Source organism: Burkholderia stagnalis (assembly GCF_039848545.1).
In the GTDB taxonomy this organism is placed as follows: domain Bacteria; phylum Pseudomonadota; class Gammaproteobacteria; order Burkholderiales; family Burkholderiaceae; genus Burkholderia; species Burkholderia stagnalis.
The window spans coordinates 28842-54384 of record NZ_CP156685.1 but is presented as its reverse complement, the minus strand read 5'-3'; the positions used below and the strand labels follow the sequence as shown (position 1 = coordinate 54384).

Genomic DNA, 25543 nt, shown 5'->3' with positions numbered 1-25543 from the left:
ATTAAACCAGGATTCAATGAGACGCTGAATGAGTGCGCCGGAAAATTCAAATCCAAAAACTCCGCCCAGCCTGCTGTCCGATACGAAACAGGCAGACGGGCCTCAGCATTCGCGCATTCTCGCGAATCTGGAAGGCCGCGTCACCCAGCAGGCTGAACCGCCGCGCCGTTCGCTGAAGGCGCCGATCGCAGCGGTCGTTGCGCTCGTGGTCGCGGTGGGCGGCTGGGGTGCATGGCGCATGCAGCAGGCGAGCGATACCCCCGTGGCCGTCGCGGCCGCGCCCGCCGTGCAGGCGCCAGCGCCCGCGAAGGCCGTGCCCGCCAGCGCGGCCGCGCCGCAGCTCGCGCAGAACGCCGCGAGTGCGCCGCAGCCGGCCACGATCGTCAACGACGACACGGCATCCAGATCCGCTGCATCCGCGGCGTCCGCTCCGGCGGCCGACAACGGCCGCCTGTCGCGCGCGCTCGCGAACGGCGCCGACGATGCGTCGGGCGCCGCGCCGGCAGCGGCGGCGGCCGCGAAGCCCGATACGGCGAAAGCTGATGCCGCGAAAGTCGACACCGCGAAAGCCGATACCGCGAAAGCCGATACCGCGAAAGCCGATACCGCGAAGAGCGCGAAGGCCGCCACGGGTGCCGCACGCGGCAAGACCGACGCGAAGGCCGACGCCGCGCAGGCGAAGGCCGACGCGAAGAAGCATCGCAAGGAGCAGCAGCAGGCCGAGCTCGCGCAGGCGAAGAAGCGCCGGGACGCGCAGGCGCGCACCGCAACGGCGAAGGCGTCCGCGAAGGACGATCCGGACGCCGACCTGCTCGCGGCGCTCGTCGCGCGCACGAAGCCGGCCGACAAGAAGAGCAGTGCGACCTCTGCCCAGGCGGCGCCGACCAAGACCGCCGCATCCGCCGCGACATCCGGCGGCGGCACGGCGCTCGCCGCGCGCGTGAAGGAGTGTTCGGAACGCGGCTTCTTCGAGGATCAGCTGTGCCGGTGGCGCGTGTGCGACGGCCACTGGGGCAAGGATCCCGCGTGCCCGGCCGCGGCGCAGAACCGCCAGTAAGCCGCCGTTGCGCCCTGATGCATGCGCCGCCCCTCCGGGCGGCGTTAATGGAGATGGTCAGCCCGATCCCTACTCAGCGGACTACGCTGAGTAGGGATTGTTCTTTTTGGGGACCATCATGCTTTGTGCGCCGCGCGCCCGCTTTGTGACGGTGTCACGAAGATGGCACACTGGTCGGGCATATAACCCCCTTACCCTTGTTGCGCGGCGCCCGCGCGCGGGCGGCGATCGCGCCGGCCGCACGGCGCGACGCGGCCGCGCGCCGCACGACCTTCGACATGATCGTACAGACTTACGGCGCCGATACGTCCGGCATGGTGTGCGGGTTCCGCTTCCTGCCCGGCGAGCCGGGCGCGACGCTCGACGCTGATTCGGCCGCCGCGTGGCTGCACCAGCAGCGGACGGCCGAGCCGGACGACGCATTCGTCTGGCTGCACTTCAACCTCGCGCACGGCGCCAGCGAGCGCTGGATGCGCACGCATCTCGGGCTGCCCGACAGCTTCTTCGAATTCCTGCACGACGGGTCGCGCTCGACGCGCATCGAGCAGGAGGACGGCGCGCTGCGCGCGATCGTCAACGACGTGATGTTCAACCTCGAGCTGACGCCGTCGGAGATCGCGACGCTGTTCGTCCACGTCGAGCGGCGCGTGATGGTCACCGCGCGGCTCAAGCCGCTGCGTTCGGTCGACACGCTGCGCGCGAGCGTGCGGGACGGCGAGCGCTTCCGCTCGCCCGCGGAACTGCTCGTGCATCTGCTGCGCGACCAGGCCGACCTGCTGATCCACATCGTGCGGCGCACCAGCATCGACGTCGACCGGATCGAGGATCGCTTCCTGTCGCAGCGCCTGACCGCGAGCCGTGTCGAGCTCGGCGTGATGCGCCGCACGCTGACGCGCCTGCAGCGCATGCTCGCGCCGGAGCCCGGCTCGATCTTCCGGCTGCTCGCGAAGCCGCCGGCCTGGCTGCATGCGGAGGACAGGCAGGCGCTGCGCGAGTCGACCGAGGAATTTTCGCTGGTGCTCGCCGATCTCGCGGGGCTGGTCGAGCGGATCAAGCTGCTGCAGGAAGAGATCGGCTCGCGCCTCGACGAGCAGAACAACCGCACGCTGTTCACGCTGACGCTGGTGACCGTGATCGCGCTGCCGATCAACATCGTCGCGGGCTTCTTCGGGATGAACGTCGGCGGGATTCCGTTCTCGGAGAACAAGCACGGCTTCTGGCTGATGGTGCTGTTCGTCGCCGGCTTCACGGCGCTTGCCGCGTGGTGGGCATTCCGCCGGCGCGGCGGCGATCGCTAGCGGCGCACCCCGCCGTGCATGAAAAACGGGCCTCCACCGGAGGCCCGTCGTTCGTTCGGACACCGCCGCGCGCGCGATGCGGGGCGCGCGGCAGGCCGAGGCTCAGGCGTATTACTGCGTGAGCGTCTTGCGCGGCACGAACTTGCCCTGATAACGCAGCGCCGGATGTTCCTGCGGCGTCGTGATGCCGTCGAACGTCGGCGTCTGGCGCAGCTTCATCGCCGCCGGCGATGCGACCGAGCCGATCGACGTCGAGCGCGATGCCGGCGCGAGATTGTTCGCGACGAGCAGCGCGGCTTCGCTCTTCAGGTTCGCGAGCAGCACCGGATCGGTCGAGCGGTTGACCTGCGTGAGCAGCCCGCTCCATGCCGCATCGCTGTAGTTCACCACGTAGTAGTCGAGGCCGCTCGGATCCGCGACCACGCCCGTGCAGCCGTCCACGCGGATTTGCGCCTGCGTGTCCTTCAGCGCGTACGTCGTGCGGTTCGCGAGGCCCTGGCCATACGCGAGCGTGATCGGCACCGTCCACTGCGTGCCCGGATACGGGTTCTTGTTCGGGAACGGCTGCTGCTTCAGCGTGACGACGGTCTGGTTCTTCGTCAGGTCGCACTGCGTGTCGAGCGTGACCAGCGGCACGCCGGTCTGGCGCGTGTAGCTGTCGCCGATCGGGCCGACGGCCTGGCCGGTCGACTTCGACACCGCGTCCCACAGGCGCTTCGGCGTGCCGTTGCCGAACGAGTAGTCGGTCAGGTATTGCTGCAGGCCCGAACGCAGCGGCTGTTCGCCGACGAAGTTCTCGATCGTCTTCAGCACGTGCGCACCCTTGTTGTAGACGAACGCGCTCGCGCTCACCACGAAGTCGTTCGACGCCCACCCGTTGAAGTTCGGGGCGACCGGGAACGCGTTCGGGCCGATGTCGCGGTTGATCACGCGGTACTTGTTCGTCACCTGGTCGAGCCAGCTGAACTCGTCCGGGAAGAACTGGATCGTCGTCTTCACCTCGAAGAAGCGCGCGAACGATTCGTTCAGCCAGACGTTGTCCCACCAGTCGGTGGTGACGAGATCGCCGAACCACTGGTGCGCGACTTCATGCGTCAGCACCTGGTTGCCGTAGCGCGACATCGGCTTGCCCGGTTCGGGCAGGATGTCGTCCGCGAACTCGAGGATCGACCCCCAGTTCTCCATCCCGCCGAAGTTCAGGTTCTTCTCCGCCTTGAACGCATCGTTCGCGGCAACCGTGTCGAACTTCGTCAGCGGCAGCGGAATGCCCGTGTAGCGGTAGTAGAAGTCGAGCGCCTGCTTGGTGCGCTGCATCGCCGGCTGCGCCCAGTCGCGCATGCCCGGCGGCGTGAACACGCGCAGGTGCAGGCCCTTGCCGTCCGGCAGCGGGCTCGAGAAGTCGTCCTCGTAGGTGTCGAACAGGCCGCCGCCGAAGAACACCAGGTACTGCGGCATCGGCGGGGTCTTCTCGAACGACACGAGCTTGTAGCCGCCGCCGACGTTCGTCGACGGCTTCTCGGCGCCATTCGACACGACGCGCCAGTTCTGCGGCACTTCGGCGGTGATTTCATAGGTCGGGCGGAACGCCGGCTCGTCCCAGCCGGGGAACCACTGGCGTGCGAGGTTGGTTTCGCCCTGCGTGAGGATCGCGCCGCTCGTCGTGCCGTCGGTGGCCTTCAGGTCGACGCGGAACACGCCTTCGGCCGCCGAGCAGCCCGGATACGGATCGTCGCCGCAGCTGCCGCCGGTGTGGTTGACCGGATCGTCGTAGGTCTTGAAGTTGATGATGCCGGACCACTCCATGTGCAGCGAATAGGTGCCGGGCGAGATCGTGCCGCTGGCCGGGCGCAGCTGGTAGAAGTCGCCCTTGTCCTGCGGCGTCGCGATCAGCTGCACGTTGCCGGGCTGCAGCGTGACGCGGCCGTTGGTGAACTTGATCCGGTGGCCGGCGACCACGATCGACGACACCGGCTTGAGCACCTTGATCTCGACGTCGGCGCGGCCGTCGAACGCGTTCAGCGCGTCGTTCGGGCGGAACCACAGCCGGTAGTTGACCGGCACCACGGTGTCGGGCATCTCGACGGGGCGCACGCTCTTGTCCACGTTGGACGCGGCCGGCTGAGGCGCGGCCGGCGTCGACGCGGCATTCGGGTTGCCGGCCGCGCTGAGCGCGGAAGCCGAGCCGGCGCCGCCGTCATCGCCGCCGCATCCGGCGAGCGCGAGCGCCGCGACGATCGGCAGATAACGCATCTTGCGATTGTTCATCCACATACTGAAACCTCGATTATTGAAAGGAGTCGTTCAGTGCTGCGAAAACACCCGGCAAAAAGCATCCCCTCGCCGTTAATCAACAGCGACGTGAAATGCCAATGACGGATTATTCGAAAAGACGGCTGGCTGACTACGTGAAGGTAATCATGGTTTGCTGCCCCCTCTGGATTTTCAATTGTCGGTTAACTTGTCGGTTCAAATATGCCGGGCGCGTGTTGTACTGAATGGAATTCGCGCGCACGGCAAGCGGCGGCGCGCCCGGGCGGGCGCGCAACCCCATCGAATCGACGGCCAACGGGGCAGGCCGGGCCTTGCGCCGCGCGACCGGAACGCGTCGTCGGCGCTCCGTAAAATCGTCGTCATGCGGCATCGAGGTTTGTCAGCCTGCTCGAAGGATGGGTCAATATACTTGATGGTTTTGAGTAAAGGAAACGAAAAATTTAGAGAATGCTTCGCTTGAAATTTTCGCGATTCCTTGAATGATCGCGGTCGTTAATTCGCTTGTCTGTTTAGTCCGCGAATCCGTAGTTTTAATGTATTAAAGATCGGCGGAGGCGCGGGAAACTACGAAGTCCGGGGTGCCGGCGCGCGCCCGGTACAATGCCGCAACGCCCGTTCGCCGCGAGGAGGCCGCCGATGTCGCCTGTCCCGTTCCGTGCCGCGCCGTTGCGCGCCATCCTGTTGCTCGTTGTCGCCGTGCTCGTGCTCGGCGGGTGCGCGGGCCTGATGCCCGACCGTGTGCATGTGACGGTCGCCGGGCTCGAGCCGCTCGTCGGCCAGGGGCTCGAGATGCGCTTCAACCTGAAGCTGCGCGTGCAGAACCCGACCGACGCGCCGATCGACTACGACGGCATCGCGGTGACGCTGGAGCTGAACGGCCAGCCGTTCGCGAGCGGCGTCAGCGATCGCGTCGGCGTCGTGCCGCGCTTCGGCGAGGCGGTGCTCGACGTGCCGGTGTCGGTGTCCGCGTTCGCCGCCGCGCGGCAGGCGTGGAACCTGGCCGGCGCCGCGTCGGCGGGCGAGCTGCCGTATGCGCTGCGCGGCCGGCTCGCGGGCAGCGCGTTCGGCGCGGTGCGCTTCACCGACGCGGGCACGCTGCGCCTGCCGGCGATGCCGGGCTGGGGCGGGTGACACGCGCGGCGGCGCCTGACGATCCTTGATGTTCTCTTCACACGATTTCTCGATGTTGCGCCGCGATCGCGCCTAAACTGGCCGGGTCCGACTGGCGGACTTTTCGATGAGGAGTGCACATGGCAGCGAAATTCGTCATCAAGCAGGCGACCAACGGCCAGTTCCTGTTCCACCTGAAGGCCGGCAACGGCGAGATCATCCTGCGCAGCGAGCTGTACAAGACGAAGGCGTCGGCGGAGAACGGCGTCGCGTCGGTGCGCAAGAATGCGCCGGACGACGGTCGCTACGAGCGCAAGACCGCGCACAACGGCGAGTACATGTTCAACCTGAAGGCCGGAAACCACGAGATCATCGGCACGAGCGAGACGTATGCGACCGAGGCGGGCCGCGACAACGGCATCGCATCGGTGAAGCAGAACGCCCCCGACGCGCCGCTCGAGGATCTGACCTGACACGCCGCCCGCACGGACGCCGCCGGCCCCGCCGCCCGTCCTTTGCCGCGTCGAGCAAAGCAGGGTAAGGTGTGGTCCGCGCGGCGGATTCCCGCTGCCTGTCGAAGTCAACCGTTGCCGAGTTCGCGTGACCGAATTTCCCGTTTTCCACTGGACCGACGCCGCCGGCGTCGATCATGCCGTGCGCTGGCGTTCCGAAGCCGGCGTGGCGCCGCCCAAGCGTGCGGTGCCGGCCGACGACCGTATCAATGCCGACGCCGCCTATCGTCTCGCGTGCGAGGGCACCGCGCTCGTCTGGCAGGGCGATTTCCAGAACGCGCGCCAGCTCGTGCAGGCGATGGCGCGCCGCGTCGACCGCAAGCCGAAGAAGGCGAAGGCCGCGGCCGGCGCCGACGCGTTCAACCTGCATCGCCTCGCACAGTCGCAGCGCGCCCGCACGCTCGGGATGGTGCTGATTCCGCTCGACGCCGACTACACGATTGCCCTGCGCCGCGCCCCCGATGTGCGCGCCGCGTGCGAGGAAGCGTACGGCCCCGGCGGCGCGCCGTCGGTCGTGTCGCTGCGCGAGCTGCTCGGCCTCGTCGGCGCGCACGAGTGGCGCAAGAAGGGCGTGCCGATTCCGGCGCTCGGCGGCGCGCCGATTCATCCGTACTATGGCGTGTTCTCGCCGGTGCGCGGCGAATACGTCGAGCTCGTCGCGCGCGCGCCGCTGCCGGCCGACACGCTCGCGTTCGACGTCGGCACCGGCACCGGCGTGCTGGCCGCGGTGCTCGCGGCGCGCGGCGTCAAGCGGGTGGTTGCAACCGACCAGGATGCGCGGGCGCTCGCCTGCGCGCGCGAGAACGTCGAGCGGCTCGGTTATGCGGCGCAGGTCGACGTCGTCGAGGCCGACCTGTTCCCGGCCGGCCGTGCGCCGCTCGTGGTCTGCAATCCGCCGTGGGTGCCGGCCCGGCCGAGCGCGCCGATCGAATACGCGGTCTACGATCCGGACAGCCGCATGCTGCGCGGCTTCCTCGCCGGGCTCGCCGCGCACCTCGAGCCGGGCGGCGAGGGCTGGCTGATCCTGTCCGATTTCGCCGAGCATCTGGGCCTGCGGCCGCGCGACACGCTGCTGCAGTGGATCGACGAAGCGGGCCTCGTCGTGCTCGGCCGCGACGACATCCGCCCCGCGCACCCGAAGGCGGCCGACGCCGACGATCCGCTGCACGCCGCGCGCCGCGCGGAGGTGACGTCGCTCTGGCGGCTCGGTGCGCGGAGCTGAGCGCGCGTTTTCGGTAAACTGTCGCCATTCCTCACGATTTCCCGCCAGCGGGCCGCGCGCTTTCCACGCGCGCGGCCCGGTGCCGCTTCACCATGTCGAACAAGACCCACGATATCCGCCCCGAGCAGTCCGTCGAGCTGCTGAAGGAACTGCACATCCTGACCCGCGACGGCAAGCTGAACCAGGACAGCCGCCGCAAGCTGAAGCAGGTCTATCACCTGTTCCAGTTCATCGAGCCGCTGCTCGCCAGCGTGCAGGCCGAGCGCGGCGGCGTGACGCTCGCCGATCACGGCGCGGGCAAGTCGTATCTCGGCTTCATCCTGTACGACCTGTTCTTCAAGCAGCAGCCGGGGCACGGCACGCCCGCGTTCGCGTCGCACATCTATGGGATCGAGACGCGCGAGGAGCTGGTCGCGCGCTCGGCCGAACTCGCCGCGCGGCTGGGTTTCGGCGGGATGTCGTTCCTTAACCTGTCCGTGGCCGAGTCGATCACGTCGCCGCTGCTGCCCGCGACGGTCGACGTCGTTACCGCGCTGCACGCGTGCGACACCGCGACCGACGACGCGATCCGCTTTGCGCTCGCGAAGCAGGCGCGGCACATCGTGCTGGTGCCGTGCTGCCAGGCGGAGATCGCCGGCGTGCTGCGCAGGAACAAGGGCAAGTCGCTCGCGAACGCGCTGACCGAGGTGTGGCGGCATCCGCTGCACACGCGCGAATTCGGCAGCCAGATCACCAACGTGCTGCGCTGCCTGCAGCTCGAGGCGCACGGCTACCAGGTCAGCGTGACCGAGCTGGTCGGCTGGGAGCACTCGATGAAGAACGAGCTGATCATCGCGCAGTACAAGAACCTGCCGCGCCGTCGCCCGGGCGAGCGGCTCACCGAAATTCTCGACATGTTCGGCCTCGCGGAGCTGCGCGAGCGCTTCTTCGTGCCGCAGGGCGCGCAGCCGGCCGGCGAGGAAGCGGCGCCCGTCGCCGACTGATCCGGCCGCCGCCCGCCGCTCAGACGTCGTCGCCGGCGCGGCTCATCCAGTCGCGCCAGCCGTCGTGGCCGAGGCGGCGCAGCGTGTCCTGGTTTTTCTCGTAGATCGCGGATGCATCCGGAAACGCGTCGACCGCGCGCGCGATGCTGTCCTCGCGCAGCAGGTGCAGGATCGGATACGGCGCGCGGTTCGTGTAGTTCTCGATGTCGTCGGGTTCGCTGCCTTCGAACCGGTAGTCCGGATGGAAGCTCGCGATCTGCAGCACGCCGTCGAGCTTCAGCTGCCGCACGAGCCGGTCGGCGAAGAACAGCGCATCGTTGTAGTCGACGAAATCCGCGAACGCGCGCGGGTAGATCACGAGCGTCGTGTCGACCTGCTTCGGATCGGCGGCTTCGAGCAGCCGCAGCTCGGTTTCGAGATCGGCGAGCGCATCCTCGAGCGTCGCCGCTTCGCTGATCGCGTAGCGCACCTGCTCCTTCACGTACACGCTTTTCGCGAACGGGCACAGATTGAGCCCGATCACCGCGCGCGCGAGCCAGTGCCGGGTGGCGGCGAGGATGTCGTCGTGCGAAGGGGCGCGGGTGTCGGTCATGGCAGGGCGGAAAGATCGGAGACGGCCGCATTGTAGCGGGCGCGGCGCAGGCCGCCCGTCACGCGCATGCAGCCTCGATCAGCTGCGTGGCCAGCGCCGGCGCCGCGCCGATCGGCGTCTCGCCGTACCGGTACGTCTGGCTCGCCGCGTAGATCCCCTCGATCACGAGCGCGAGCGAATCGGCCAGGAAGGCCGGCTGCCGCGCGCCGGCGCTCGCGCACAGCTCGACGAGCCGCGCCATCAGCCGTTCCTTGTTCTGCGCGACGCGTTCGCGCGCCGGGTGCGACGCGTCCGGGAATTCCGCGGCGACGTTGACGAACGGGCAGCCGCGGTAATCCTTCTGCGTCGCGCGCTCGGCGAGATCGGTGAAGTACTGGATCAGCTGCGCCTTCGGCTGGCCGGGATGCTTCGCGACGCTCGTGTCGAAGCGCTCGAAGAAGCACGCATCCATCCGCTCCAGATACGCGAGGATCAGCTCGTCCTTCGACGAGAACTGGCGATACAGGCTCATCTTGTTGACGCCGGCCAGCTCCACCACGGCCTCGACGCCCACCGCGCGCACCCCTTCCCTGTAGAACAGCTCTTCGGCCGCGCGCAGCAGGTGCTCCTGCGCGGCAGCGCCCGAGATCGGCTGCCGCGTGCGGCGCGATGCGGGCTTGGCGGTCTCGATGTCGGACATGTTGGCCTCGAAGTCGAAATTGAATGCTTGACATGTTACCGACTGGTCACTACGATCGCAACACACTTGTGACTGATCGGTAACAATGCGATCGGATCGATGACAACTGCCAGGCGTCGGCCAGGGGCCGGCCGACGCGGGGTGCGGCGGAGGTGGCCCGTTTTGCGTGGGGCCGGGCGAGGCGCAGAGGCGCCCATTCCGGTCGACAGCGCTGCATGGGATTGGACTAAGCGCGCAAGCGCCGAGTCCGGTCGACAGGAGAATACGGACATGAACTGGGCGGCAAGACGAATCGGCGGGCGCTTCCACTACGGATGGCTCGCGGCGGCGGTGGTATTCCTGATCCTGCTGGCGGCGGCCGGCACCCGAGCGACGCCGAGCGTGCTGATGGTGCCGCTCGAGCGGGAGCTCGGCTGGAGCCGCGCGGCGATCTCGCTGGCGATTTCGGTGAACATCGCGCTATACGGGCTGACCGGGCCGTTCGCGGCCGCGGCGATGCAGCGCTTCGGGCTGCGGCCGACCATCCTGACCGCGCTCGTGACGATGGGCGCGGGCGTTGCGCTGTCGTCGATGATGACGCAGAGCTGGCAGATGGTGCTGATCTGGGGCCTGATGGTCGGCAGCTCGACGGGCGTCGTCGCGCTGACGCTGTCGGCGACCTTCGTCACGCGCTGGTTCCACGCGCGGCGCGGGCTCGTGATGGGGGTGCTGACGGCGAGCACGGCCACCGGCCAGCTCGTGTTCCTGCCGATGCTCGCGGCGATCGCGCAGCGGCACGGCTGGCGGCCGGTCGTGCTGGTCGTCGCGCTGGCGGCGGCGATCGTGATTCCGCTCGTCGCGCTGCTGCTGCCGGAGCGGCCGTCCGACGTCGCGCTGCGTCCGTACGGTGAGCCGGCCGATGCGCCGCCCGCCGCCGACGCGTCGAAGGAGAACCCGCTCAAGGTCGCATTCGGCACGCTGCTTACCGCCAGCCGCTCGCGCGATTTCTGGCTGCTGTTCTTCAGCTTCTTCATCTGCGGCGCGAGCACCAACGGCTACGTCGGCACGCACCTGATCGCGATGTGCAGCGACTACGGGATGACGGAAGTGCAGGGCGCGTCGCTGCTCGCCGCGATGGGCGTGTTCGACCTGTTCGGCACCACGCTGTCGGGCTGGCTGTCCGACCGCTACGACAACCGCGTGCTGCTGTTCTGGTACTACGGGCTGCGCGGGCTGTCGCTGATCTACCTGCCGCACGCGTTCGGCATCGATTTCTTCGGGCTGCCGCTGTTCGCGATGTTCTACGGGCTCGACTGGATCGCCACCGTGCCGCCGACGGTGCGGCTCGCGACCGACGTGTTCGGCAAGACGGCCGCGCCCGTCGTGTTCGGCTGGATCGTCGCCGGCCACCAGCTCGGCGCGGCGTTCGCGGCGCTCGGCGCGGGGATGCTGCGTGCGAGCCTCGGCACCTACACGATCGCGTCGATGATCTCGGGCGGGCTGTGCATCCTCGGCGCGCTGGTCGTGCTGCGCATCAACCGCGGCACGTCGCGCGCGGCGGCGCAGCCGGTCTGAGCATCGGGCAGGCGGGCCGCGCGCGGCCCGGCCATAGCAGGATCGGCGATTTGCATTGATCGCCCCGGCCGGGCGCGGCGGCGCGCAACCGGTTATGCTTGCGGTTCTCCGGGCGTTCGCGCCCCTTCATCGATACCAACGAGGATCCGCATGTCCGTCAAACCTGCACCCACCTCTGTTTCGATTCATGAACTGATCGCGGGCCGCTGGAGCCCGCGCGCCTATTCGAACGCGCCGGTCGCCGCCGACCAGCTGCACGCCGTGCTCGAGGCCGCGCGCTGGGCGCCGTCGGCCTACAACGCGCAGCCGTGGCGTTTCATCGTGTTCGATCGCGCGCGCGACGAAGCGGCGTTCAAGCGCGCGTTCGCGACGCTGGTGCCGTTCAACCAGGGCTGGAACGCGCCCGCACCGGTGCTGATCGCGGTGACCGCGCATACGCTCACGCCGAAGGGCGAGCCGGCGCCGACCGCGCTGTACGACGCCGGCGCGGCCGCGATGTCGCTGGTGCTGCAGGCGCACGCGCTCGGGCTCGCGGCTCACCAGATGAGCGGGTTCGACGCGAATGCGTTCCGCACCGCGTTCGCGATCCCGGCGGACGTCGCGATTCCCGCGCTGATCTCGATCGGCCACTATGGCGATGCCGACAAGCTCGATCCGGTGCTGCGCGATCGCGAGAAGGCGCCGCGCACGCGCCATCCGATCGGCGAAGTGGTGTACGCGGGCGCGTGGAAGAAGGGGTTCGACGCGGCGGCGTGAGCCCGCCGCATGCGCCTCGCGCGTTGCGGTTTCTTCAGATGTTTATTCAGGCATCGGCAGGCGCGGCCATCCCTCGGCCGCCGGCCGCGTTTCTCCGTCACCGGAGGCCGGCACCCGATTGTGATCACGCGGGCTTCGTGATAAAAAGCCCGTCCTTTCCGTTTTCGCGCCGGCCATGCGGCGGCACCTTCCCATGACTTACTGCGCGATCGACTTCGGTACGTCCAATTCCGCCGTGGCGCTGCCCGACGGCGCGGGCATGCGGCTCGCTCCCGTCGAGGGCGCCCACCTGACGCTGCCGACCGCCATTTTCTTCAACAACGACGAGGAGACGGTCGAATACGGCCGCGCGGCGCTCGCGTCGTATATCGACGGCTTCGACGGCCGGCTGATGCGCTCGATGAAGAGCATCCTCGGTTCGCCGCTCGCGGAGACGACCACCGATCTCGGCGACGGCACCGCGATGGCGTACACCGACATCATCGCGCGCTTCCTCACGCACCTGAAACGCAATGCGGAGGCCTGCGCCGGCGCGCCGATCGGCCGCGCGGTGCTCGGCCGGCCGGTGTTCTTCGTCGACGACGATCCGCGCGCCGACCAGCTCGCGCAGGACCAGCTCGAAGCGGCCGCGCGCGCGGTCGGCTTCAACGACGTGCATTTCCAGTACGAGCCGATCGCCGCCGCGTTCGACTACGAGTCGCGCCAGCGCGACGAGCGGCTCGTGCTGGTCGCCGACATCGGCGGCGGCACGTCCGACTTCTCGCTGGTGCGGGTCGGCCCCGAGCGGATGGCGCGCCTCGAGCGCAAGGACGACGTGCTCGCGCACCACGGCGTGCACGTGGCCGGCACGGACTACGACCGGCGCGTCGAGCTGTCGGCGATCCTGCCTGCATTCGGCTACCGCGCGCTCGATCCTGAAGGGCGCGAACTGCCGAACCGGATCTACTTCGACCTCGCGACCTGGCACCTGATCAACACGGTCTACACGCCGAAGCGGCTCGGCGAGCTGAAGCTGATGAAGCACCTGTACGTCGACGCGCGGCATTTCGAGCGGCTCGCGCGGGTGGTCGAGCTGCGCTTCGGCCATGCGCTGATGGCGCGCGCGGAAGAGGCGAAGATCGGCGTCGCGGCGGGCGGGGAGACGATGATCGACCTGAACGACGTGGAGGAAGACCTGCAGATCGCGTTCGACGCGGGCCGGCTGATCGATGCGAGCGGCGACGACACCGCGCGCATCGTCGAGGCCGCGCGCGAGACGGTGCGGCTCGCGGGCATCGCGCCGCGCGACGTCGGCGCGCTGTACTTCACGGGCGGCTCGACCGGGCTGGCGTTCCTGTCGGGCGCGCTCGCGGGCGCGTTCCCGGATGCGCAGCCGGTGTTCGGCGACCGGCTCGCGAGCGTGGCGACGGGGCTCGGCATTCACGCGCAGCGGCTGTTCGGCTGAACGCCGCCGGCGACGAGACAAAAAAAGCCCCGCCGAAGCGGGGCTTTTTCTTTCAGACGAATTCTCGCGCTGAACTTACAGCGGGCGAATGTTCGCAGCTTGCAGACCCTTCGGGCCCGTCTTCACTTCGAATTCGACCTTCTGGTTTTCTTGCAGCGTCTTGAAGCCTTCGACGCGGATTTCCGAGAAGTGCGCGAACAGATCGTCGCCGCCGCCTTCCGGGGTGATGAAGCCGAAGCCCTTAGCGTCATTGAACCACTTGACGGTACCGGTTGCCATGTTACTTGTTCCTAAAAAGATAAAACGGGGCCGAAGCCCATGGGGCGCAAAAAATCAAGGAAGGGGTAATGGGACCAACCGGAGTACCGTTGATGGGCGAACTACGAAAGAACCAATTCACTCGCCGCTTGAAATCCTGCGTGGATCTTTATACGGCTAATTCATCGTCCGGTCAACCGTATTTCCACTGTCTCAGGGTTAATACGAATTTAGAGCTTACAAACATTGCGGATGTCACGGATTTTTTGTAGGGATTGATCGATTTCAGCGCAAATGTCGAGGTGCAACCGTTACACTACGCGCCGCATGGACCGGGTTGCTCCGATCGAGTGATCCGTCCCCCCAAGAATGCGTGCGCGGTGCAGTTCGAGCCGATCCCGGGCTGAGAGCCGACCACGCTTTTTGAGACACAGGAGAGGATGTGAAGAGTTCTATACAACGGAACATCGGCCCGTTTGCACTGATGCTGACGGGGCTGGGTTCGATTATCGGCTCGGGCTGGCTGTTCGGCGCCTGGAAAGCCGCGAAGATCGCCGGTCCGGCGGCGATCTGCGCGTGGATCATCGGCGCGGTGGTGATTCTCGCGATTGCACTGACCTACGCCGAGCTCGGCGCGATGTTCCCCGAATCGGGCGGCATGGTGCGCTATGCACGCTATTCGCATGGTTCGCTGGTGGGCTTCATCAGCGCGTGGGCGAACTGGATCGCGATCGTCTCGGTGATCCCGATCGAGGCCGAGGCATCGATCCAGTACATGAGCACCTGGCCGTATGAATGGGCGCACAGCCTGTTCGTGAACGGCGAGCTGACCACGCCGGGCCTGCTGCTGTCGGCCGTCCTCGTCGTCATCTACTTCCTGCTGAACTACTGGGGCGTGAAGGCGTTCGCGCGCGCGAACACCGCGATCACGATCTTCAAGTTCCTGATCCCCGGCCTGACGATCGCCGGCCTGATGCTGTCGAGCTTCCATGCCGACAACCTCGGCATGGCGACCAACGAGAGCTTCGCGCCGTACGGCTGGTCGGCGGTGCTGACCGCGGTCGCGACGAGCGGCATCGTGTTCGCATTCAACGGCTTCCAGAGCCCGGTGAACCTCGCGGGCGAAGCGCGCAACCCGTCGCGCAGCGTGCCGTTCGCGGTGATCACGTCGATCCTGATCGCGCTCGTGATCTACGTGCTGCTGCAGGTCGCGTACATCGGCTCGGTGAATCCGGCCGACGTCGCGAAGGGCTGGGCGCACTTCAACTTCTCGTCGCCGTTCGCCGAGCTGGCGATCGCGCTGAACCTGAACTGGCTCGCGATCCTGCTGTACGTCGACGCGTTCGTCAGCCCGAGCGGCACCGGCACGACCTACATGGCGACGACCACCCGCATGATCTATGCGATGGAGCGCAACAACACGATGCCGAAGATGTTCGGCAACGTGCACCCGCTGTACGGCGTGCCGCGCCAGGCGATGTGGTTCAACCTGCTGGTCTCGTTCATCTTCCTGTTCTTCTTCCGCGGCTGGAGCTCGCTCGCGGCGGTGATCTCGGTCGCGACGGTGATCTCGTACCTGACCGGCCCGATCAGCCTGATGGCGCTGCGCCGCGCGGCGACCGACATCGAACGTCCGCTGTCGATCCCGCTGATGAAGCTGATCGCGCCGTTCGCGTTCGTCTGCGCGTCGCTGATCCTGTACTGGGCGACGTGGCCGCTGACCGGCGAAATCATCCTGCTGATGATCGTCGCGCTGCCGGTGTACTTCTACTTCCAGGCCAAGGCGGGCTGGAGCGGCTGGAGCCGCGACCTGAAGGCCGCGTGGTGGCTCGTCGCGTACCTGCCGACGATGGCCGTGCTGTCGCTGATCGGCAGCAAGGAGTTCGGCGGCCACGGCGTGCTGCCGTACGGCTGGGACATGCTCGTCGTCGCGGCGATCTCGCTGGTGTTCTACTTCTGGGGCGTGAACACCGGCTACCGCACCGAGTATCTCGACGAGCGCGAATCGCGCGACGAGATCCTCGAGGGCGTCGGCGCCTGACGGATCCTGACCCGCCGCCGGATTCGGCGGCGGCGGGAGGCGAGAAAAAACCCGTTCGAGCCTGGCTCGAACGGGTTTTTCGTTTGGCGCGGCCGCTCAGGCGGCGGCGCCGCCGAACACGTAGTTCGTCATCGCGAGCACCCGCTGGTAGGTGCCGAGCGACTGGATGCCGAGCTGGTAATCGTCGTCCGCGGCACCGAGCGCGGCGAACACCGGCAGCAGGTGCTCGTCGGTCGGGTGCATCAGCACCGCATGCGGCGCCTGGCGGCGATAGTCGAGCAGCGCGTCGATGTCGCGGGCCGCGAGCTTCGCCTCGAACCAGTCGGTGAATTCCGTGACGCGCGGGTCGGCATCCTCGGGCGTGGCGCCGAAATCCGCGGCGCGCAGGTTGTGCGTGATCTGGCCGGAGCCGATCACCATCACGCCTTCGTCGCGCAGCGGCCGCAGCGCGCGGCCGAGCGCGAAGTGATGCGCGGCGTCGGCGCGCGGCTGGATCGACAACTGCGCGACCGGCACGTCGGCGTCCGGGAACATCAGCAGCATCGGCACCCAGGCGCCGTGGTCGAGGCCGTGCTCGACCGTCTGGGCCGCGATGCCGGCGGCATTCAGCAGCCCGGCCGCGCGCTCGGCGACGTCCGGCGCGCCCGGCGCCGGATAGCGGATCTCGTACAGCGCGCGCGGGAAGCCGTAGAAGTCATGGATCGTTTCCGGATGCTGCGCGATGCTCGCGGCCGGCTGCTGCGTGCCCCAGTGCGCGGACAGCATCAGCACCGCGCGCGGGCGCGGCAGCTCGGCGCCGAGGTGCGTGAATGCGCGCGACGGCAGTGTCGGATCGATCGGCAGCGTCGGGGCGCCGTGGGACAGGTAGAGCGAAGGCAAGCGGTTCATGGCGGTGGCCTGCAAGTGATGTTGCCTGTGACTATAGGCTCGCACTGACCGTTGATAAATTCGGCGCGGCGAATTTGATTCGGTCGTACATGTTGATAATTGGTCGGCGTAGCGTGCACGGATAGGCGATTCGATGCGAATCGACGAAATTCACCGACGATGCCGCAAGAAGCGGTGCGAATGGGGCTGCGGGGCGGCGCGCGCCGTTACTGCGCGTGCCGGATGCCTTCCCAGGGCGCAGTCAGCGGGGCGCTGAGCGCGAACAGGTCGAGCACGCGCGCGACCGTCTGGTCGACGAGTTCCTCGATCGTCTTCGGCATTGCGTAGAAGGCCGGCAGCGGCGGGAACACGATGCCGCCCATCTCGGTGACGGCCGTCATGTTGCGCAGATGCGCGAGATTGAACGGCGTTTCGCGCACCATCAGCACGAGCCGGCGGCGCTCCTTCAGCGTGACGTCGGCGGCGCGCGTGATCAGGTTGTCGGACAGGCCGTGCGCGACGCTCGCGAGCGTCTTCATCGAGCACGGCGCGATCACCATCCCGTCGGTCGCGAACGAGCCCGACGCGATCGTCGCGCCGACGTCGCGCACCGAATGCACGACGTCCGCGCGGCGTTCGACGTCGGCCTTCGACAGCTTCAGTTCGTGCTGGATGTTCAGCCAGCCGGCGCTCGAAATCAGCAGGTGCGTTTCGACGCCGCCGGCGGCGCGCAGCATGTCGAGCAGCCGCACGCCGTAGATCGCGCCGGTGGCGCCGGTGATCGCGACGATCAGGCGGCGCGGCGGCGCGCTGCGGGGTTCCATCGGGGGAGGGGTGTTACGCGGCGGCGAACAGTTGCTGCAGCTCGCCCGACTGGTACATCTCCATCATGATGTCCGAGCCGCCGATGAACTCGCCCTTCACGTACAGCTGCGGGATCGTCGGCCAGTTCGAGAATTCCTTGATGCCCTGGCGGATCTCGTCATCCTCGAGCACGTTGACCGTCTTGAACTGGTCGACGCCGCAGGCCTTCAGCACCTGCACGGCGCGGCCCGAGAAGCCGCACATCGGGAATTGCGCGTTGCCCTTCATGAAGAGCACGACCTGGTTTTCGTCGACGATTTGCTTGATACGTTGTTGGGTGTCCATGACTGACCTTGCGGTTGCGGGGCGTTAGAACGAAATGATAGCGGATTTCAATCCGGCGGGCCGGGCCTCGGCGCGGATCAGCCGGGCAGGCGGCCGCCGGTGGTGCGCTCGATCGCGGCGAGATCGGCGAGCGATTCGATTGCGACGTAGCCGCGCGCGGCAAGCAGCGCGCGTACGGCTTCGGCCTGGTCGTAGCCGTGCTCGATCCACAGCGAGCCATGCGGTTTCAGGAACGCGCCGGCGCCCGCGACGATCGTGCGGATCGCGCTCAGGCCGTCGGCATCGTCGGTGAGCGCGCCGCGCGGCTCGAAGCGCAGGTCGCCCTGCGCCAGGTGCGGGTCGTGCTGCGCGATGTACGGCGGGTTGCTGACGATGGCATTGAACGCGAGCGTCGGATCGAGCGCCGCGTACCAGTCGCTGAGCAGCCAGTGCAAAGGCCCGCCGGGGCGATGCGGGTCGAGCAGCTTGGCGCCGTTGCGCGCGGCGACGGCGAGCGCGGCCGGCGAGCGGTCGAGCGCCCACACGCGCGCGTCGGGTCGCTCGGCCGCGATCGACACCGCGATCGCACCGCTGCCGGTGCCGAGATCGAGCACCGCCGGATGCGGGATGCCGTCGATCGCGTCGAGCGCCGCCTCGACCAGCAATTCGGTTTCCGGGCGCGGGATCAGCACGTCGGGCGTCACGTCGAACGGCCGTCCGAAGAATTCGCGCAGCCCGACCAGCTGCGCGACCGGCTCGCCGGCCACGCGGCGCGCCTCGAGCTGGCGATAGCGTTCGACCGCGGCCGCGTCGAGCGGCTCGTCGCCGCGCGTGATCAACTGCGTGCGCGTCCAGCCGAGCGCGTGCGCGAGCAGCACGCGTGCGTCGACCGGGTCGAGCGGCGACGCGCGCAGCAATTCGTCGGCGGATGTGTCGGGCATGTCGACCTCAGTCGGCGTCGCCGAGCGACGCGAGCAGTTCGGCCTGATGCTCGCTGACGAGCGCGCCGATCAGTTCGTCGAGATCGCCGTCCATGATCGCCTCGAGCCGGTACAGCGTCAGGTTGATGCGGTGATCGGTCATCCGGCCCTGCGGGAAGTTGTACGTGCGGATCCGCTCGGAGCGGTCACCGGAGCCGATCAGGCTCTTGCGCGTCGCGGCTTCCTTCGCGTGCTGCTCGTGATACTGCTTGTCCTTGATCCGCGCGGCGAGCACCTTCAGCGCGCGGTCCTTGTTCTTGTGCTGCGAACGATCGTCCTGGCACTCGACGACGATGCCGGTCGGGATGTGCGTGACGCGTACCGCCGAATCGGTCTTGTTGATGTGCTGGCCGCCCGCGCCGGACGCGCGGAACGTGTCGATCCGCAGGTCGGCCGGATTGATCTCGACCTCGCCGATCTCGTCGGCTTCCGGCATCACCGCGACCGTGCACGCGGACGTGTGGATGCGCCCCTGCGTCTCGGTCGCCGGCACGCGCTGCACGCGATGGCCGCCCGATTCGAACTTCAGCCGCGAGTACGCGCCCTGGCCCGCGATCCGCACGATCACTTCCTTGTAGCCGCCGAGATCCGACGCGCTTTCCGACATCATCTCGACCTGCCAGCGCTGGCGTTCCGCGAAGCGCAGGTACATGCGCAGCAGGTCGCCCGCGAACAGCGCCGATTCGTCGCCGCCGGTGCCTGCGCGGATTTCGAGGAAGATGTTGCGGTCGTCGTTCGGGTCCTTCGGCAGCAGCATCTTCTGCAGCTCGACCTCGAGACGGGCCATCCCCTCGCGCGCGCTGCGGATCTCGTCCTCCGCAAAGTCGCGCATCGACGCATCGGCGAGCAGCTCCTGTGCCGCGGCCTCGTCGTTGCGCGACTGGCGCCACAGCGCGTACTGCTCGACCACCGGGTCGAGTTCCGCGTGTTCGCGGGTCAGCTTGCGGTACTGGTCGAGGTCGGCCGTGACGTTCTCGCGGCTCAGCAGGTCGTTCAGTTCGGCCAGCCGGATGGACAGCTGGTCGAGCTTGCGTTGCATGCTCGTCTTCATGGTGTGGAGCGGCGCTCCCGGGCAGGAATGTCGGAAAGGAAAGGCCGGCTCGCGAGCCGGCGTGGGCGGGCGCGGTCGGCGCTAGTGGCCCGACTGGTCGTTCGAGCGCGGCGCGTGCTGGTAGAAGCCGCGCATCAGGTCGATCAGCGAATCGCGGTCGGCGCCGTTCGCACGGTTGAGCGCGCTCGTCGGGCCGTGGATCAGCTTGTTGGTCAGCGCCTGCGACAGCGCCTCGAGCACTGCGGCCGGATCGTCGCCGCGGGAGAGCATCTTCTGCGCCTTGTCGAGTTCGGCGCGGCGCAGCGCATCGGCCTGCGTATGCATGTGACGGATCACCGGCACGACGCTGCGCGTGTCGAGCCACTGCATGAAATTCTGCACGCGCGTCTCGATGATCGTTTCGGCCTGCGCGACCGCGGCCTGGCGCGACGCGTTGCCTTCGCGCACGATCGCGCCGAGATCGTCGACGGTGTAGAGAAACACGTCCTTCAGCTTGCCGACTTCGGGCTCGATGTCGCGCGGCACCGCGAGGTCGACCATGAAGATCGGCCGGTGGCGGCGCGCCTTCACCGCGCGCTCGACCGCGCCGAGGCCGATGATCGGCAGCGTCGACGCCGTGCACGACACGATGATGTCGAATTCCTGCATGCGGGTCGGCAGGTCGGACAGCGGCATCGCGCGGCCGTTGAAGCGTTCGGCGAGCTTCTGGCCGCGCTCGGCCGTGCGGTTCGCGACGACCAGCTCGCGCGGGCCTTGCGCGGCGAAGTGCGTCGCGCACAGCTCGATCATTTCGCCGGCGCCGATGAACAGCACGCGCTGATCCGACACTTTTTCGAAGATGCGCTGCGCGAGGCGTACCGCGGCCGCGGCCATCGACACCGACTGCGTGCCGATTTCGGTCGTGCCGCGCACTTCCTTCGCCACCGCGAAGGTGCGCTGGAACAGCTGGTTCAGGTAGGTGCCGAGCGCGCCGGCTTCCGTCGCGGTGCGCACCGCATCCTTCATCTGGCCGAGGATCTGCGTTTCGCCGAGCACCATCGAGTCGAGGCCCGACGCGACGCGGAACGCATGCCGGACGGCTTCCGACTGCGGCAGCGCGTAGACATGCGGCGCGAGCTCGTCGACGGGGATCCGGTGATACTCCGACAGCCAGTGCACCGCTGCCTCGCGCGCCGCACGGTCGTCGGTCGCGCAATAGAGCTCGGTGCGGTTGCAGGTGGACAGGATCGCCGCTTCGGGCGCGTTGGGCGCCTGGCGCCCGAGGAACACGCTCTTGAACGTGGCGAGAGCCGGCTTGATCTGTTCGAGCGGAAACGCCACGCGTTCGCGCAGGGCGACAGGCGCAGTGTGGTGGTTGATTCCGATCGTGAGGAGTTGCATATCAAGGGCTATCGTTTAGCCCCATATTATAGCGTTTCGGCGATTTCCTCACGCGACGCGTATCGGGCGTCGGCCAGAGCCGGGCGGTGATTCGGGGGTTCGATCGGCACCTGGTCGAGCTGGTATCCATAGCCGTAGAGCGGCAGCAGGCGGTATCCGTGCTCCGGGAGCAGCCGCAGCTTGCTGCGCAGCCGGGAGGCGTGGGTGTCGAGCGTGCGCGACTTCATGTCGCGCCGGCGGGCCCAGACCGTCTCGAGGATATGGGCGCGCGATACGGGGCGCGACAGGTTCGCGAACAGCAGCAGCGCGAAGCGGAATTCCTTCGGGGTGAGCGCCACGACCTCGTCGCCGAAGCGCACGAGGCCGTGCGTGGCGTCGAACGCGTATTCCCCATACATATCGCGCGAGCGGTTGGGCGGGCGGCGGACGCCCGCGCGCCGCATCAGCGCGTTGACGCGCGCGAGCAGCTCGGGGCCGCTCACCGGCTTGACGAGACAGTCGTCGGCGCCCGCATGCAGGCACGACACGATCTCGCTTTCGCGCGGCATGCGCATGACCGCGATCGCGGGCAGGCCCGGCAGGATCGTCCGCACACGCGGGATGACTTCCTCGGCGGGCAGGTCGCCGGCCCAGTCGCCGGTGATCAGCAGGTCGCAGGTGTCGGTGGCGAGCCACTCGAAGAACCGCGCGCTGGAAGAGAACGGGTGGCAAAGGTGCCCACCCGCGAACAGGAGGCGATTCATGAGCGCGGCGTGACGCGCATCCGGATCGATCAGAGCGATTCGCATGGGAATTTCTTCTTTACGGCAGCCGGTGCGCGCTTGCCATAACGTCGGGTCGGCCCCTACACTCAAACGTTACGCGGCAAGTACCCTGCTGATGTCAGGTCTCAGGTTCGATGGATGGATCGATGCTAGCGGCAGGAGTCGTTCACGCCTATGGGACGAATCTGAAATTAATAGAAGGCGCGAATGAACTGGTTTGGAATCGTCGTTCTGGGAACGGCCGTCGGGCTGCTCGGCCGGGGCTTGCACCCGCTGCGGCGCGCCGGCCGGCCGGCGTGGTGGGTCGCGGTGCTGGTCGGCATCGCCGGCGCCGCCGCGGCGAAGATGGCCGGCAATCTCTCAGGACTCTTTTACGATGGCGAGACGCTCGAATGGCCGGTCTGCACCGGCGTCGCGTTCCTCGCCGTGGCGGTGACGGTCGCGCTGGCGGCGCGTCGCTGATTGCTCTCAGGTGAAATCATGAATGCCCGTCTCCCCGAAGCCTCGCCGGTGCCGGCCCGAATCGCGCTGCTGCGCGGCGCGATGGCCCGCGAGGACCTGGCCGCGTATCTCGTGCCGTCCGCCGATCCCCACCTGTCCGAATACCTGCCCGAGCGCTGGCAGGCCCGCCGCTGGCTGTCCGGGTTCACGGGCTCGGTCGGCACGCTCGTCGTGACCGCGGATTTCGCGGGGCTGTGGGTCGACAGCCGTTACTGGGTGCAGGCCGAGGCCGAATTGGCCGGCACGGGCGTGCAGCTGATGAAGATGACGGGCGGGCAGCAGAGCGCGCCGCATGTCGACTGGCTCGCGCAGAACGTGCCGGCCGGGGCGACGGTCGGCGTCGACGGCGCGGTGCTCGGCGTCGCGGCCGCACGCGGGCTGACGGCCGCGCTGAGCGCGCGCGGCGTCGCGCTGCGTACCGATCTCGACCTGCTCGACGCGATCTGGCCCGAGCGGCCGGGGCTGCCCGGCGACGCCGTGTTCGAGCATGTCGCGCCGCAGGCCGACACGACCCGCGCGAGCAAGCTCGCTGACGTGCGCCGCGCGATGCACGCGCAGGGCGCGCAGTGGCACTTCGTGTCGACGCTCGACGATCTCGCATGGCTGTTCAACCTGCGCGGCGCCGACGTCAACTTCAACCCCGTATTCGTCGCGCACGCAATGATCGGCGCCGACCGCGCGACGCTGTTCGTCGCCGACGGCAAGGTGTCGCCGGCGCTGGCCGCGTCGCTCGCGCAGGACGGCGTCGACGTGCGCGCGTACGACGCCGCGCGCGCGGCGCTCGCGGCGCTGCCCGACGGCGCGACGCTGCTGATCGACCCGCGCCGCGTGACCTACGGCACGCTCGAGGCGGTGCCGCCGGGCGTGAAGCTGATCGAGGCCGTCAATCCGTCGACGTTCGAGAAATCGCGCAAGACGTCCACCGAGATCGAGCATGTGCGCGTGACGATGGAGCACGACGGCGCGGCGCTCGCCGAGTTCTTCGCGTGGTTCGAGCAGGCGGTGAACCGCGAGACGATCACCGAGCTGACGATCGCGGAGCGGCTCCAGGCCGCGCGCACGCGGCGCCCGGGCTACGTGTCGCCGAGCTTCGCGACGATCGCCGGCTTCAATGCGAACGGCGCGATGCCGCATTACCACGCGACGCCCGAATCGCACGCGACGATCGCCGGCGACGGCCTGCTGCTGATCGATTCCGGCGGCCAGTACGTGAGCGGGACGACCGACATCACGCGCGTCGTGCCGGTGGGCACGGTCAGCGACCTGCAGCGGCGCGATTTCACGATCGTGCTGAAGTCGATGATGGCGCTGTCGCGCGCACGCTTCCCGCGCGGCATCCGCTCGCCGATGCTCGACGCGATCGCGCGCGCGCCGATGTGGGCGGCCGGGCTCGACTACGGGCACGGCACCGGCCACGGCGTCGGCTACTTCCTGAACGTGCACGAAGGCCCGCAGGTGATCTCCCATTACGCGCCGGCCGAGCCGCACACGGCAATGGAGGAGGGGATGATCACGTCGATCGAGCCGGGCGTGTACCGGCCCGGCAAATGGGGCATCCGGATCGAGAACCTGGTCGTGAACCGCGCCGCGGGGCAGACCGAGTTCGGCGATTTCCTCGCGTTCGAGACGCTCACGCTGTGCCCGATCGACACGCGCTGCGTGCTGATCGAGATGCTGCACGAAGAAGAGCGCGCGTGGCTCAACGCGTATCACGCGACCGTGCGCGAACGTGTCGGCCGGCACGTGAGCGGCGACGCGAAGGCATGGCTGGAGGCGCGCACGCAGCCGATCTGACGCGTGCGCGGTTTCCGTTCGAACGACAACCAACGACAACAATACCGAGGGCAACGGATGGCGAAGACAGCGGTGATCGTGATCGACATGCAGCGCGGGCTGGTGCAGCGAACGCGGCCGGCCTACCGGCTCGACGACGTGGTGGCCGGCATCAACCGGCTGACCGCGGCGGCGCGCGCGGCAGGCGTGCCGGTCTGCTTCGTGCAGCACGACGGCGATGCTGACGACGACATCGTGCCCGGCACGGCGGGCTGGGAGCTGCACGCGAGCCTCGCTGTCGAGCCCGGCGACTGGCGTATCCGCAAGCAGGTGGGCGACGCGTTCCAGGACACGCCGCTCGGGCAGCGGCTGGATGACGAAGGCATCCGCTCGGTGCTGATCTGCGGCTATGCGACCGAGTTCTGCGTCGACGCCACCGCGCGCCGCGCGGCGCTGCTCGGCTATCGCACGACGGTCGTGTCCGACCTGCATACGACGAACGAGCGCCCGCATCTCGCGGCCGCGCAGATCGTCGCGCATCATCATTTCATCTGGGAAAACGGCACGCTGTCGGGCAACGCGGTGACGTCGCGTCCGCTCGCGGACGTGCTCGCCACGGAGCTGGCATGACGATCAAGGCCGTCGTATTCGATTTCGGCGGGGTGCTGATCGACTGGAGCCCCGAGTACCTGTACAGGCAGCTGATTCCGGACGAGGCCGAGCGCCGCTGGTTCCTCACGCACGTGTGCGGGATGGACTGGGTGATCCGGCAGGACGGCGGGCAGACGATCGCCGAAGGCACCGACGAGCGCGTCGCGCAGTTTCCGGAGCACGAGGCGCTGATCCGCGCGTTCTACGCGCGCTGGCACGACATGATCGGCGGCGTACTCGCCGACGGCGAGGCGCTCGTCGACCGGCTCGACGCTGCCGGGATGCCACTGTTCGGGCTGACGAACTGGTCGGCGCAGACGTTTCCGTATGCGTGGGACAGGTTCGCGGTGCTGCGGCGCTTTCGCGACATCGTCGTGTCGGGCCGCGTGAAGCTCGTGAAGCCCGATCCGGCGATCTACCACGAGATGCACGCGCGCATCGAGCCGCATCTGCCGGGCATCGCGCCGCACGAGCTCGTGTTCATCGACGACAACGCGAAGAATGCCGCCGCCGCGACGGCGCTCGGCTGGCACGGCATCCATCACGTGAGCGCGGCGGCCACCGAGGCGCGGCTGCGCGAGCTGGGCGCGTTCGCCTGAGCGGCCGGCGGGCGCCGCCGGACGAAAAAAAGCGGGCCAGTGATGAACTGAGCCCGCTTTTTTCATGCCCGC

Annotated in this window: 25 protein-coding genes; 14 read left to right on the top strand and 11 right to left on the bottom strand. The window is 68.2% G+C overall.

Annotated elements, in window-relative coordinates:
- Positions 1-28 precede the first annotated feature (28 nt).
- Both ABFO07_RS00265 and ABFO07_RS00260 read left to right on the top strand, forming a co-directional pair.
- Positions 29-1057: a hypothetical protein gene (locus ABFO07_RS00265; RefSeq protein WP_060150175.1), complete on the top strand. Its 1029-nt coding sequence runs from the start codon at positions 29-31 to the stop codon at positions 1055-1057.
- A gap of 278 nt (positions 1058-1335) precedes the next feature.
- Entirely contained in the window at positions 1336-2355 is a 1020-nt protein-coding gene (locus ABFO07_RS00260) for a transporter (RefSeq protein WP_059880836.1), read from the top strand.
- Between the two features lie 111 nt (positions 2356-2466).
- Here ABFO07_RS00260 and ABFO07_RS00255 read toward each other — a convergent pair whose 3' ends face one another.
- Entirely contained in the window at positions 2467-4626 is a 2160-nt protein-coding gene (locus tag ABFO07_RS00255) for a M1 family metallopeptidase (protein ID WP_059566614.1), read from the bottom strand.
- A 636-nt stretch (positions 4627-5262) separates the two neighbouring features.
- Here ABFO07_RS00255 and ABFO07_RS00250 point away from each other — a divergent pair.
- The 4 genes from ABFO07_RS00250 to ABFO07_RS00235 all read left to right on the top strand — a co-directional run bounded on the left by ABFO07_RS00250 (position 5263) and on the right by ABFO07_RS00235 (position 8453).
- Entirely contained in the window at positions 5263-5757 is a 495-nt protein-coding gene (locus ABFO07_RS00250; protein WP_059892068.1) for an LEA type 2 family protein, read from the top strand.
- Between the two features lie 119 nt (positions 5758-5876).
- Positions 5877-6209 carry a YegP family protein gene (locus tag ABFO07_RS00245; protein WP_059566616.1) on the top strand — a complete coding sequence of 111 codons (333 nt, stop codon included), beginning with the start codon at positions 5877-5879 and terminating at the stop codon, positions 6207-6209.
- A 127-nt stretch (positions 6210-6336) separates the two neighbouring features.
- Positions 6337-7470, top strand: coding sequence for a methyltransferase (locus tag ABFO07_RS00240; RefSeq protein WP_059880805.1), 1134 nt, complete (start codon positions 6337-6339; stop codon positions 7468-7470).
- 92 nt (positions 7471-7562) lie between these two features.
- On the top strand, positions 7563-8453 hold the full coding sequence (locus tag ABFO07_RS00235) for a class I SAM-dependent methyltransferase (protein ID WP_059566618.1): 891 nt from the start codon (positions 7563-7565) through the stop codon (positions 8451-8453).
- Between the two features lie 19 nt (positions 8454-8472).
- Here ABFO07_RS00235 and ABFO07_RS00230 read toward each other — a convergent pair whose 3' ends face one another.
- On the bottom strand, positions 8473-9045 hold the full coding sequence (locus ABFO07_RS00230) for a DUF1415 domain-containing protein (RefSeq protein ID WP_059805670.1): 573 nt from the start codon (positions 9043-9045) through the stop codon (positions 8473-8475).
- Positions 9046-9103: 58 nt separating this feature from the next.
- Complete coding sequence (locus ABFO07_RS00225) at positions 9104-9724, bottom strand: TetR/AcrR family transcriptional regulator (protein ID WP_059880802.1); 621 nt, start codon at positions 9722-9724, stop codon at positions 9104-9106.
- Between the two features lie 270 nt (positions 9725-9994).
- On the opposite strand from ABFO07_RS00225, the gene ABFO07_RS00220 reads away from it, so the two are divergent.
- The 3 genes from ABFO07_RS00220 (at position 9995) to ABFO07_RS00210 (ending at position 13478) form a co-directional block, all read left to right on the top strand.
- Positions 9995-11278, top strand: coding sequence for an MFS transporter (locus tag ABFO07_RS00220; protein WP_059566621.1), 1284 nt, complete (start codon positions 9995-9997; stop codon positions 11276-11278).
- Positions 11279-11428: 150 nt separating this feature from the next.
- Positions 11429-12034, top strand: a complete 606-nt coding sequence (locus ABFO07_RS00215; RefSeq protein ID WP_059566622.1) for a nitroreductase family protein — start codon at positions 11429-11431, stop codon at positions 12032-12034.
- A gap of 193 nt (positions 12035-12227) precedes the next feature.
- Positions 12228-13478, top strand: a complete 1251-nt coding sequence (locus ABFO07_RS00210) for an Hsp70 family protein (protein WP_059566623.1) — start codon at positions 12228-12230, stop codon at positions 13476-13478.
- Positions 13479-13553: 75 nt separating this feature from the next.
- Here ABFO07_RS00210 and ABFO07_RS00205 read toward each other — a convergent pair whose 3' ends face one another.
- Complete coding sequence (locus ABFO07_RS00205) at positions 13554-13757, bottom strand: cold-shock protein (RefSeq protein ID WP_006400508.1); 204 nt, start codon at positions 13755-13757, stop codon at positions 13554-13556.
- Between the two features lie 421 nt (positions 13758-14178).
- Here ABFO07_RS00205 and ABFO07_RS00200 point away from each other — a divergent pair, with 421 nt between their 5' ends.
- Entirely contained in the window at positions 14179-15777 is a 1599-nt protein-coding gene (locus ABFO07_RS00200; RefSeq protein WP_059566624.1) for an APC family permease, read from the top strand.
- Between the two features lie 96 nt (positions 15778-15873).
- Here ABFO07_RS00200 and ABFO07_RS00195 read toward each other — a convergent pair whose 3' ends face one another.
- From ABFO07_RS00195 to ABFO07_RS00165, 7 genes are all read right to left on the bottom strand, one after another.
- Positions 15874-16665, bottom strand: coding sequence for a DODA-type extradiol aromatic ring-opening family dioxygenase (locus ABFO07_RS00195; protein WP_059566625.1), 792 nt, complete (start codon positions 16663-16665; stop codon positions 15874-15876).
- A gap of 206 nt (positions 16666-16871) precedes the next feature.
- On the bottom strand, positions 16872-17468 hold the full coding sequence (locus tag ABFO07_RS00190) for a UbiX family flavin prenyltransferase (RefSeq protein WP_059805675.1): 597 nt from the start codon (positions 17466-17468) through the stop codon (positions 16872-16874).
- A gap of 13 nt (positions 17469-17481) precedes the next feature.
- Positions 17482-17793, bottom strand: coding sequence for a Grx4 family monothiol glutaredoxin (grxD, locus tag ABFO07_RS00185; RefSeq protein WP_011883132.1), 312 nt, complete (start codon positions 17791-17793; stop codon positions 17482-17484).
- Positions 17794-17870: 77 nt separating this feature from the next.
- Positions 17871-18713 carry a peptide chain release factor N(5)-glutamine methyltransferase gene (gene prmC / locus ABFO07_RS00180; protein WP_059960413.1) on the bottom strand — a complete coding sequence of 281 codons (843 nt, stop codon included), beginning with the start codon at positions 18711-18713 and terminating at the stop codon, positions 17871-17873.
- A gap of 7 nt (positions 18714-18720) precedes the next feature.
- Positions 18721-19803 (bottom strand): peptide chain release factor 1, encoded by a 1083-nt coding sequence (gene prfA, locus ABFO07_RS00175; protein WP_059566628.1) that lies wholly within the window; start codon positions 19801-19803, stop codon positions 18721-18723.
- Positions 19804-19884: 81 nt separating this feature from the next.
- Positions 19885-21183, bottom strand: a complete 1299-nt coding sequence (hemA, locus tag ABFO07_RS00170) for a glutamyl-tRNA reductase (RefSeq protein WP_059566629.1) — start codon at positions 21181-21183, stop codon at positions 19885-19887.
- A 26-nt stretch (positions 21184-21209) separates the two neighbouring features.
- The gene (locus tag ABFO07_RS00165) at positions 21210-21971 is read right to left on the bottom strand and encodes a response regulator transcription factor (protein WP_059805680.1); all 762 of its coding nucleotides are present in this window, start codon (positions 21969-21971) and stop codon (positions 21210-21212) included.
- A gap of 183 nt (positions 21972-22154) precedes the next feature.
- Here ABFO07_RS00165 and ABFO07_RS00160 point away from each other — a divergent pair, with 183 nt between their 5' ends.
- Genes ABFO07_RS00160 through ABFO07_RS00145 form a run of 4 tightly spaced genes read left to right on the top strand, consistent with a single transcriptional unit; the run spans position 22155 to position 25471 of the window.
- Positions 22155-22409 (top strand): hypothetical protein, encoded by a 255-nt coding sequence (locus tag ABFO07_RS00160; RefSeq protein WP_059566631.1) that lies wholly within the window; start codon positions 22155-22157, stop codon positions 22407-22409.
- An 18-nt stretch (positions 22410-22427) separates the two neighbouring features.
- Positions 22428-24242 (top strand): aminopeptidase P family protein, encoded by a 1815-nt coding sequence (locus tag ABFO07_RS00155; protein WP_059996176.1) that lies wholly within the window; start codon positions 22428-22430, stop codon positions 24240-24242.
- Positions 24243-24299: 57 nt separating this feature from the next.
- Positions 24300-24851 carry a cysteine hydrolase family protein gene (locus tag ABFO07_RS00150; protein WP_059805683.1) on the top strand — a complete coding sequence of 184 codons (552 nt, stop codon included), beginning with the start codon at positions 24300-24302 and terminating at the stop codon, positions 24849-24851.
- On the top strand, positions 24848-25471 hold the full coding sequence (locus ABFO07_RS00145) for an HAD-IA family hydrolase (RefSeq protein ID WP_059566634.1): 624 nt from the start codon (positions 24848-24850) through the stop codon (positions 25469-25471). Before ABFO07_RS00150 ends, ABFO07_RS00145 begins: the two co-directional genes overlap by 4 nt.
- Positions 25472-25543 lie beyond the last annotated feature (72 nt).